Origin of the sequence: Allocoleopsis sp., from assembly GCF_036703385.1 — a bacterium.
In the GTDB taxonomy this organism is placed as follows: domain Bacteria; phylum Cyanobacteriota; class Cyanobacteriia; order Cyanobacteriales; family Coleofasciculaceae; genus Allocoleopsis.
Map to the genome: position 1 here is coordinate 1 of NZ_DATNPA010000620.1, position 9,578 is coordinate 9,578.

Below are 9,578 nucleotides of genomic sequence, written 5' to 3' on the forward strand. Positions count from 1 at the left end.
TTGCTGTCAATGTCAAGATAGTTGACCCACACGTCGCTGGTGGCGCAGCGTACAGGACAATCATAATCATAATTAGTGCGATCAATTTTCTAAAGCATAAATCATGGTTAATTATAAAAAGGTTAGTGTCTACCTGCCAGACGAACTCTACCAAACCCTTATTACCTATCAAAAGCAACAACAGCTCGAGGCAGCCTCTGATAGTGTAGTTGAAATCCTATCTCAGTTCTTTCAGAAAGACAATGAATTTAAACGCTATGCGACGGTCGAGAAATTAGAGGCGCTGGAGAATAAAGTTACTCATCTAGGGCAGCAAGTCACACAACTGAGCCAAATCCTTGCGAGTTGGGCTCCAAGCGAAGCATCTAGAACAATATCTGTTAACAGCGTGGAGCCCACGTTCGGAAGTACTGACTTTGAGGATGCGGAGGATGAACCAGACGAAATTCTACATAACTTCCTAGAATAGTGAACTATCTACGCTCCCCTGACTTGAGAAGAGCATTCTACAGAAAATTTGGTTGTTTAACTTAGTTCCTCTTCTGCAACAGTTTTAATACTCCCAATCATGACAGCTTCCACTGCGACGCTACTGATTTCTTGCCCTGACCAAAAAGGACTTGTTGCCAAAATTGCTAATTTTATCTACTCCAACGGCGGCAATATTATCCATGCTGATCAACATACAGATTTTGCCGCTGGTTTGTTCCTGACTCGCATCGAATGGCAACTCGATGGGTTCAATTTGCCGCGTGAATTGATTGGCCCTGCTTTTAATGCGATCGCACAACCCCTACAAGCGAAATGGCAGCTTCACTTTTGTGACACCACCCCTCGAATTGCCATCTGGGTAAGCCAACAAGACCACTGCCTAGTAGACTTGCTCTGGCGGCAACAGGCAAGAGAATTTTCCGCCGACATTCCATTAATTATTAGCAATCACCCTAATCTTAAAGCGGTAGGAGAGCAATTTGGAGCAGACTTTCACTACATCCCCATTACTAAAGAAAACAAAGCTGAGCAGGAAGCCAAACAGTTGGAACTTTTACACCAGTACAACATTGACCTGGTGATTCTAGCGAAGTATATGCAAGTTCTCAGCCAAGAATTTATTGCAAAATTCCCTCAAATTATCAATATTCATCACTCCTTTCTCCCGGCCTTTGCTGGTGCTAAACCCTACCACAAAGCTCATGAACGAGGGGTTAAAATTATTGGCGCTACAGCTCACTATGTCACGCCGGAACTGGATGCCGGCCCGATTATCGAGCAGGATGTAGTACGAGTCAGCCACCGGGATAGCGTGGCTGACCTAATTCGTAAAGGCAAGGACTTAGAGCGAGTTGTTTTAGCAAGAGCAGTACGCTTACACTTGCGTCATCAAGTATTGGTTTATAGCAATCGCACAGTAGTATTTGCTTGAAAACAGTTCACCGGATTAGAGAAATAATTTGGTGAAAGCCTTTGCCTTATAGGCATTCACTGAATCTTCATTTTTTTGCTCCCTGTTTTCACAAAATCTGCACAAGCGCTTTCCTAAGATTACAAAAGTGAGCCACAAACTAAGTCAAGGTTTTTAATATGGGGGCAATACTGCTGGTAGAGGATGATCGTGTGCTACAGCTAGTCATCTCGAAAATGCTGTTGATGAATGGTTTCGATGTCATGATTGCCAGTGATGGAGTCGAAGCTCTCAAAAAAATTGAGTCTTTTTCTCCTTCGCTGGTGATTTTGGACATCGTTTTACCTGAAATGAACGGCTACGAAGTTTGTCGTTGGCTCAAAAAAAATCAGAGTACACAGAACATACCTGTGGTCATGTTCACTGCCAAGAGCGAAGATTTTGATTTTTACTGGGGTAGCAAGCAAGGTGCTGAGGCTTACGTGTCTAAGCAAAGCCACCCTCAACATCTAATCGATACGGTCAATCAGCTTTTACGCAGCCGGGGGGCAGCTCTGCTAACTTCAGTAGAAAGCGTCTAATCCAGGCTACAAAAAAGACCAGCTGTAACCGCAGCTAGTCTAATACAACTAAGAATATTTTTGTCGCTCTACATTGAGGAAATCCAAGCTGCACGTTCCCAATCGGCAGCGGGAAGACTTCTGTATTTATTTATTGTAACAGAAAATACGATTTTCTTGTAAAAAAAATTTACATCCTTACGGAATAACATCTCTCATAAGATAGTTGCTGCCCTTTTGAGGCTGCCCCCAGAGGACTCGCTCATGTTTGTAAACTGTCATGCCGGGTTTAGCACCTTTGGGCTTATAGACGTACTTCGGTTTCGTGTAAACCACTGGAACTTGGTCACTCTGACGCCCCCGACTATAGTGAGCGGCAAGATCGGCAGCAAACTGCAAATCGGTTTCATCGGCAACAGTTCCTGGCTCTAAGCGAAGTAGAACATGGCTACCGGCAATCTCTTGGGTATGAAACCACAGGTCATAGTCTCCCGCTGTCCGAAATGTCAGCTGGTCATTCTGTCGGTTGTTGCGACCAATCAATAATTCAAAGCCCCCTGGGGTTCGATAGCGGTAGGGCTTAGAAACATCTGTGGCCTCTCGACTCCGATGATCTGGAGAGTCTAGATATCGTTGCTGAATGAGTTCCTCGCGAATCTCTTGTAGTGCTTGTAAATCTTCTGAAGAGTTGTAAGTATCTACCTGAGTCAAGGATGCTTCTACCTGCTCTAAATACTGAAGTTCTTCCTGCACCTCTTGCAGTAATGGCTCAACCGCATTGCGAGCGCGTTTGAGCTTTTGGTGGCGTTTATAAAGGGCTTGGGCATTTTGGATGGCGTTTTTCTCTGGGCTTAAAGGAATCGTAACGGGTTGATGGGTATCAAAGTCAGCGAGTGTGATCGATTTCATCCCCGGTTTCCAATCCTGGAGGTGCGCCATCAGCAAGTCTGCTTGTTGCCGATATTGGTCCGCTTGGTCAGATTGGTGCAAGCGTTCTTCAAAAATAGACGCTTTCTGACGCAATTTTTCGAGGATATTGCCTAGTTTCTGACTAAGTTGGTGATGTAACTGGATAAATTCCTGCTGATTTAGCTCGGCGGTGTAGTAATCCTTAAGTAAGGTTTGGATATTTTTGGCGGGTGCGATCGCACCCCAACCCATTACTGTATAGCCCTGGTCTGTCCAGCCCGGTTGAAAGTTATAAGGTTGTACTCCTGGAGCGAATGCGACGCCTAGGTTAGAACTTTCAACTGGAGCTTTGTCCCCCTTGCCTAACAACTTGCCAACTTTCAACCCTTCTTCCCAATCCCCAATCCTCAGAGTTTGCAACCATTGTTGCCAGCATTGAAACAACCGTTGCCAATCGGAGGCGCTGATGCTCTCGGTAGATTGATTCGGGTCTAGTTCAGCCGCTTGCGCCATTGATCGCACCAGAGCTGGACTTAAACCTCGGTAACTTTTGAGTAGCTGACGCTGCAATGTGCCCGGTACTAAACTGACTCGTTCTTGCCAACGCTGTTGGGATTCACTCAAACTAGGAGCTGTACCGATGAGAGCGGGAGGTGTTTCGTAAGGCTGACCGGTTTGAATGGGACGGACGCTGGATTGTTGGGAGCTCACTTGATGGGCAGCCGTGATAATCAACTTGTCAGCACCCGTCAGGATGACATTACTGTATTTGCCGATAATTTCGACGTAGAGGTGATAACTCACTGGATCTCCGGGGCGTCGGGCAAATTGTAGGTCTAGCACGCGCTCCCAAGGTGCAATCAGGTCTATGGCGACTAGAGCAAGTCCACCTAACTGGTGGCGTAGTTGGTCACTGAAGGTAAAGGTATCGGGCGTCCGGGGGGGCGGGTCACCCATGCCAATTCGGGCGGCTTGGGGATGCCAAGAAATCGTCAGCCAACCCCGACCCTTTAGGGTGCGCAAGCAGAGCGAAATCGTGTAGCGATCGCGCTGATAAACTTGCTCCATCCGTCCTGGTACCCAGTCAGAATGCAGCTCAGCACAAGCCGCTGTTAAGGTGGTAAAGTCAACCGGTTGCACAAGCTGTCTTCTCGGTAATCACATCAGGCATCAACACCTCTCTATCCTCTCAGATCGAGGCCAGACCTTAGCAGGGGTTTACCGAACTCGTTTGATAGGGTCGGCTGCCTACTGCAAGAAGGCAGAAGGCAGAAGGCCGGAGGTAGAAGGAATATTGCTTGTAAAGTAAGCTTTTTAACCTTTTTCAACTGCATAGTTATTTCCACCACGCTGCACTAATGGCTACTGCAATAGCGTTCTGAGCCAGTACCCTGGAACCAGGGAAACCAATCCATTCCTGTGCCTGTTTCTGTCTCTGGTGCTGGTGTTGGAGAATTTACAGGAGCTGTTTGGCCTTGATTAACATCGGGAGCATCTGTTGCGGCTTCTACATTGCCCACTCGAATTTGATACGCCAGGTTAACTGGGTTTTGTGGCTGGTTCAGCCAACTCAGTAGGGCATTCCCGGTCAGAGTAAAACCCTTTTTAATATCCTGAATCCAAAAAATATTTACCGCCTTATAGGGAGATGAGGCAGCAATTCCCGAAATTGATAGAGCTGTGTCCGAGTCTGTCAGCCGCAAGTTATTAAGAACTACACGGCTGTAGTCTTCGGTGGCTTGTGTGAATATAAATATATCTTTGAAAAATCCTTCGGTTTGAGTTTCTAAGCTTTTACCTTCAACCGTATATCTAATCGTTGAACCATCGTAGCTGATGGAAAAAGGTTGCTTCTCCCCATTAACCCAGTCAAAATCAACTTGGCTCTCCGTTTGGTCATTGTTATTCCACACAATGCTTCCAAACTGACCCGTAGCTACAAAGGCAGGTTGACTCATCAAGTTTTCCAGCTCAGCTTCCGAAGATACTGTACTAAAACCGATAGCATGAGCAGCAACGGGTGACAGAGATAGCCCAAGCGTTGCGAGAGCGATTGTAAAAAATGACTGACGTACACCCATACTTTTACGTTGTTTTGGCACCCAAACTGCAAATTCTTATTTTTTATCTCAGCTTAAATCTGTGAAAAATTTGTGAATAAAATTTCTAGATATTTTTTATTGTCGATTCTCTTTCCCATTTTTCTCTTGTCAGCATAAACTTTGTTTTTGTTCATCGAGGTTACCAGCGATATAGTTTTACAAAAGCTTTATTTTAAGTGAATTTTTATAAAATTATAATTAAGATTATCGCGGTTTGTAGCGAAGCCGACATACAACAACAGCCTTCTTGGGTTGGTTATGCACAAGAAGCAACATCTGTTGAGCGAAGAAGGAGAGCAAGATGTAGCACACAGATCTACCTCCAGACTGTTTCTGCAAAACAGGGAAATCAAGGAAAATAAAAGCTAAAATCAGGATTTTCTGTGGAATTTAGCCTTGTAAGGCTAAATTATTGTGGATAACATGGAAATTGAATCCTGAAAATCGCTCCTTATGCGGCTCTCACCGCTAGTTCTTCATGGACATTCAGCTGATTAATATCGGTTTTGGTAATATCGTGTCGGCAAACCGAGTCGTTGCGATTGTGTCTCCAGAGTCTGCCCCCATCAAGCGGATCATTACCGATGCACGCGATCGCGGACAGCTCATCGATGCAACCTACGGTCGTCGTACTAGAGCTGTAATTATTACAGATTCGAGCCACATCATTCTCTCGGCAATTCAACCGGAAACGGTTGCTCATCGCTTCGTAATCAGCAAAGATGGTCAAAGCAATCCTAGTTGAACTATCTTTGCACTCAGAATGCAAGCAGGCAAACTCATCGTAGTAACCGGTCCTAGTGGCGTTGGTAAAGGGACGCTGCTGCGTTCCCTCTTAGCACGTCACCCAGAACTATATTTTTCCATCTCGGCGACGACACGCCAACCTCGTCCCGGTGAAATTGACGGGCAACATTATTACTTTGTCAGTCGGGAAAAATTTGAACGAATGGTGGCAGCCAGCGAGTTCCTGGAGTGGGCCGAGTTTGCGGGTAACTGTTATGGGACTCCGCGTTTGCAAGTCGATCAGCAAATTGCACAGGGTCGCTTGGTTATTTTAGAAATTGAAGTCGTGGGTGCTCGGAAAATCAAGCAAACCTTCCCGGCTGCGCTACGAATTTTTATTTTGCCGCCAAGCTTAGCTGAACTAGAGCGGCGAATTCGCGATCGCGGTCAGGATAGTGAGGAAGCGATCGCTCGACGTCTAACTCGCGCTCAAGCGGAAATTGAGGCGGCTGATGAATTCGATGTACAAATGGTCAACGATGACCTAGAATCAGCCCTTCTCCACCTCGAAGCTGCAATTTTCGCACAGACACACTAAGTCAGCTCACCTCACACCCTAACCCATAGTTTCATCCATAAGTTGCTGCATTCGGAATGCAACAATTAGTCATGGCCTTTGATTACACTTTAGATTTTAAGTCTATCGATTTTCGCTCTTCTCCTGAACTTTATCGAGTCGGTAAGGGCGAACAGGGAGTGCTGTTGGTAGAACCCTATAAATCCGAAATTATTCCCTATTGGCGCTTCAAAACTCCGGAGATAGCAAGGGAATCTAGCGAGAAAATCTACAGCATGTTTCTGGATTATCTCCATCAGGATGATTTTGTCGGTGCGGATATGGCTCGGAAGTTTTTACAAATGGGTTATACGCGATCGCGCCGATACGCCAATCATAAGAGCGGCAGAAAATACAATAAGAATCCTCAAAAAGAAAGCTCGGCAGAAGCTCAAGCTAAAGCCAGAAAAGATATTTTGCCCAATGAAGTAGATCCGGTAAAAGCGGAATCTGCGGAAATCTTTAAGGAGAAATGGATACAAGCCAAGACGAATGAGAAGTACCTACAGCTTTTAAAAAAGCATCAAGAAATGTACGAGCAAGATTAAGATGAGTGGACAGGATGGGCTCTGCCCGCCCTACCGGGCACACATCCAATCACTTGACTTCTTGCAAAAGTAGGGAAAAGACCCAAGGGAACGATACTTTCCCGTTTTCCCCTTCACCTTTCCCCCCATATAGTAGAGATTTTTGAATGACAGCAAGAGAGCTACTGTTTCTTCATAGTTCGCAGAGACTTAGTGATTTTTTTCCACCGCTTCTTCTCAGCTAGATACAGTTTTTGGTCTTGTTTTCTGGTCAGGTAGTTGAGTTCTTTCTGTAGTTTTTGGTGATTCAAAAAACGTTGGTAGTCGAGAGTGCCATTTTCAAGGGCATGTCGCACTGCACAACCCGGTTCCTGCTCATGTTTACAATCATGAAAACGACATTGCAGCGCTATGTTCTTGATATCTGCAAAGGTTTCCTGTAAACTCTCATCTCCCGCCCAAATTTGGATTTCCCGCATTCCCGGAGTATCGATGAGCAAACCACTAGAGGGCAAGAGAATTAATTCTCGATGAGTTGTGGTATGTCGCCCTTTGTCATCCCCTTGACGGACTTCTTGAACCGCTTGTACTGTCTTACCAACTAATTGATTGGTAATAGTTGATTTACCGACTCCGGAAGACCCTAACAAGGCGACAGTTTGTCCTTTACTCAGGTAAGGAGTCAAGGCATCTAGCCCTTGGTTGTTGACAGCACTCAATACAATAATGGGTACTCCGAGAGCAATAGTTTCTACTTCTTCTCGGCATCCTTCAATATCATCACACAAGTCTGCCTTGTTCAAGATGATGACCGGATTAGCACCACTTTCCCAAACTAGCAGCAGGTAGCGTTCGATTCTGCGAGGATTGAAGTCTCGATCTAACCCGGAAACCAAAAATACCGTATCGATGTTGGTGGCAATAATTTGTTCTTCCGTTTTAGCGCCTACTGTTTTCCTCGAAAATGTGCTTTTTCTTGGTAAAATAGCATGAATCGTTGCTCTCTTTTCAGTGAGTCTGATACTAATCACTACCCAATCTCCTACTGCGGGAAAATCTTGGCGTCCAGATGCACGGTATTGCATTTTGCCTGTAACGTCTGCTGAGAGTTCCCCATTTTCTGTGTAGAGGATGTAGGTATTTTTATGCTCAAGAACTACTCGACCAACGGTATAGCCCTCTTGCCAATGACTGTCAAAGTTTTTAGCAAAAAAACTGTTCCAGCCTAACCCTTTTAAGTTCATTGAAAGATTCCTCGATGTGTATTGCTCGTTTCAAGCAAGCAGCACAGAGGAATTTTGGTTTCATTTGTTGAATACGCACGATCGCACAAAAACCTCTGTAACTGCCTGGAGTTGTGTCTTAATGGGCATGGTGGTATAAATCGCTACAATCTCAGACATAGTCTCCCTCCTTAAGTTCTAGAGGTTTTAATCAGTTTTCTTTCCACTGATTGCTTCAATCTCATTATACTACAAAAAAACTACATGTATGCCATTGCGCTTTCCGGTCAAACTACGATCGCTAGATAAGGGGTACTAATGAATCCGTTGTTATTCGAGCAAAGTGTTCTTTCCCATCGTCGGCATACTCTAGCAAGGGAAGCATTATGCTCTTATAATCAGGTATCGTCATTAACTATATATCCTTTGATTTAACGAATTTAGAGCCAGCTTCAAACGCCTGTAAAAAAATGTAGCGGCTCCTCAACAAAATATATCTGCACAAGTTGTTCGTGAGATTTACCTAATCTGAATGAGCTAGAAGCAAAGAAGTCGGTACTTCTGGATGCGATCGCTTCTACGCCGACAATACCCCAGAAGTTTTTATAGCTTCACGCAAGCTTCAAGCCAAAAACTCATCTACTGCGACACTAAATCCCTGAAGAACTAATTGCGTCCTAACCACATCACCAACGTTAAACCCTAACATTTGTCCCTGAGTTAGTACCAAAATCCGTCGAGTTTCAGGAAACACGAGCCAAACTTCCTGACAACCTGACTCCAAATACTCTTGAGCTTTGGCAAACAACTCCTCGGCGGAATCATCTGGAGAAGCAATTTCACCAACTAGCGGCGGACTCTGCGGCAATGCAGATGCCTCACTAAACTGCGCTAGTAACTCAGCAGTAAGATAAGCCACATCAGGACGACGCCCCTGCTTTAAAGTTCGACAAGGGAGTTCTACAAAAACCTCTCCTCCTTGCCCACTCTTATTTTTGTAATTTCTCCAGTAACAGTCCAACCTGGACTGAATCAGACTATGCCTTACCGTCATTCCTGTTTTTTCCACGAGTTGCCCATCCACCCACTCCATGTGTTCAGGGGGATTAGCCAGAAAGTCTTCTAAAGAGAGGCTTTCAGTTACAGTAGCAGTTATCATATTGCTCTACTCGGTGGGAACTGGACTCCTATCTTGCATCATGACTCAACTAGGGGTTGTAGGGCGGATTTTGTACAACAGTGTTCGCTCGCTGACCTGAATTTTTCTGTCAACTCGCCCCTACAGAGGTCAATTCCTCACTCCTGTGCTTATCCTGTAATAGGTAGACGAACACAGACCCGATGCTGAACATCCCTCAAATCCTGGCAAAGGAGCTTTCCCTCACCCCCTCTCAGGTGCAAAGTGCCCTCGAACTCTTCGCTGAGGGTGCCACCATTCCCTTCATTGCGCGATATCGTAAAGAGCGTACTGGTTCCCTTGATGAAGTCCAACTGCGTGACCTCTCGGAGAGAT

11 protein-coding genes are annotated in these 9,578 nt (G+C 45.3%); 7 read left to right on the forward strand and 4 right to left on the reverse strand.

The window, feature by feature from the left end; translation table 11 throughout:
• The first annotated feature begins 103 nt into the window (after window positions 1-103).
• The 3 genes from V6C93_RS29685 to V6C93_RS29695 all read left to right on the forward strand — a co-directional run bounded on the left by V6C93_RS29685 (window position 104) and on the right by V6C93_RS29695 (window position 1,983).
• Window positions 104-469, forward strand: coding sequence for a hypothetical protein (locus tag V6C93_RS29685; RefSeq protein ID WP_333480281.1), 366 nt, complete (start codon window positions 104-106; stop codon window positions 467-469).
• 99 nt (window positions 470-568) lie between these two features.
• Entirely contained in the window at window positions 569-1,423 is an 855-nt protein-coding gene (gene purU, locus V6C93_RS29690) for a formyltetrahydrofolate deformylase (protein WP_333480282.1), read from the forward strand.
• A 158-nt stretch (window positions 1,424-1,581) separates the two neighbouring features.
• On the forward strand, window positions 1,582-1,983 hold the full coding sequence (locus V6C93_RS29695) for a response regulator (RefSeq protein WP_333480283.1): 402 nt from the start codon (window positions 1,582-1,584) through the stop codon (window positions 1,981-1,983).
• Between the two features lie 177 nt (window positions 1,984-2,160).
• On the opposite strand, the gene V6C93_RS29700 is transcribed toward V6C93_RS29695, so the two are convergent.
• Complete coding sequence (locus tag V6C93_RS29700; protein WP_333480284.1) at window positions 2,161-4,011, reverse strand: Rqc2 family fibronectin-binding protein; 1,851 nt, start codon at window positions 4,009-4,011, stop codon at window positions 2,161-2,163.
• A 215-nt stretch (window positions 4,012-4,226) separates the two neighbouring features.
• Complete coding sequence (locus tag V6C93_RS29705; protein WP_333480285.1) at window positions 4,227-4,973, reverse strand: choice-of-anchor W domain-containing protein; 747 nt, start codon at window positions 4,971-4,973, stop codon at window positions 4,227-4,229.
• A gap of 478 nt (window positions 4,974-5,451) precedes the next feature.
• Between V6C93_RS29705 and remA the strand changes: the two genes are divergently transcribed.
• The 3 genes from remA (at window position 5,452) to V6C93_RS29720 (ending at window position 6,863) form a co-directional block, all read left to right on the forward strand.
• Window positions 5,452-5,718, forward strand: a complete 267-nt coding sequence (remA, locus tag V6C93_RS29710) for an extracellular matrix/biofilm regulator RemA (RefSeq protein ID WP_333480286.1) — start codon at window positions 5,452-5,454, stop codon at window positions 5,716-5,718.
• Window positions 5,719-5,736: 18 nt separating this feature from the next.
• Window positions 5,737-6,297: a guanylate kinase gene (gene gmk / locus V6C93_RS29715; RefSeq protein WP_333480287.1), complete on the forward strand. Its 561-nt coding sequence runs from the start codon at window positions 5,737-5,739 to the stop codon at window positions 6,295-6,297.
• Between the two features lie 71 nt (window positions 6,298-6,368).
• Window positions 6,369-6,863 (forward strand): DUF4385 domain-containing protein, encoded by a 495-nt coding sequence (locus V6C93_RS29720; RefSeq protein ID WP_349262880.1) that lies wholly within the window; start codon window positions 6,369-6,371, stop codon window positions 6,861-6,863.
• Between the two features lie 161 nt (window positions 6,864-7,024).
• On the opposite strand, the gene rsgA is transcribed toward V6C93_RS29720, so the two are convergent.
• The gene (rsgA, locus tag V6C93_RS29725; protein WP_333480289.1) at window positions 7,025-8,086 is read right to left on the reverse strand and encodes a ribosome small subunit-dependent GTPase A; all 1,062 of its coding nucleotides are present in this window, start codon (window positions 8,084-8,086) and stop codon (window positions 7,025-7,027) included.
• A gap of 601 nt (window positions 8,087-8,687) precedes the next feature.
• Window positions 8,688-9,224, reverse strand: coding sequence for a Uma2 family endonuclease (locus V6C93_RS29730; protein ID WP_333480290.1), 537 nt, complete (start codon window positions 9,222-9,224; stop codon window positions 8,688-8,690).
• Window positions 9,225-9,406: 182 nt separating this feature from the next.
• Between V6C93_RS29730 and V6C93_RS29735 the strand changes: the two genes are divergently transcribed.
• On the forward strand, window positions 9,407-9,578 hold a 172-nt coding region (locus tag V6C93_RS29735), incomplete at its 3' end, for a Tex-like N-terminal domain-containing protein (protein WP_333480291.1).

Excerpts from the sequence above, each read along its gene's own strand:
- gmk (WP_333480287.1), top strand. The coding sequence starts at position 5,737 with ATGCAAGCAGGCAAACTCATCGTAGTAACCGGTCCTAGTGGCGTTGGT.
- V6C93_RS29685 (WP_333480281.1), top strand. The coding sequence starts at position 104 with ATGGTTAATTATAAAAAGGTTAGTGTCTACCTGCCAGACGAACTCTAC.
- purU (WP_333480282.1), top strand. The coding sequence starts at position 569 with ATGACAGCTTCCACTGCGACGCTACTGATTTCTTGCCCTGACCAAAAA.
- remA (WP_333480286.1), top strand. The coding sequence starts at position 5,452 with ATGGACATTCAGCTGATTAATATCGGTTTTGGTAATATCGTGTCGGCA.
- V6C93_RS29695 (WP_333480283.1), top strand. The coding sequence starts at position 1,582 with ATGGGGGCAATACTGCTGGTAGAGGATGATCGTGTGCTACAGCTAGTC.
- rsgA (WP_333480289.1), bottom strand. The coding sequence starts at position 8,086 with ATGAACTTAAAAGGGTTAGGCTGGAACAGTTTTTTTGCTAAAAACTTT.
- V6C93_RS29730 (WP_333480290.1), bottom strand. The coding sequence starts at position 9,224 with ATGATAACTGCTACTGTAACTGAAAGCCTCTCTTTAGAAGACTTTCTG.
- V6C93_RS29720 (WP_349262880.1), top strand. The coding sequence starts at position 6,369 with ATGGCCTTTGATTACACTTTAGATTTTAAGTCTATCGATTTTCGCTCT.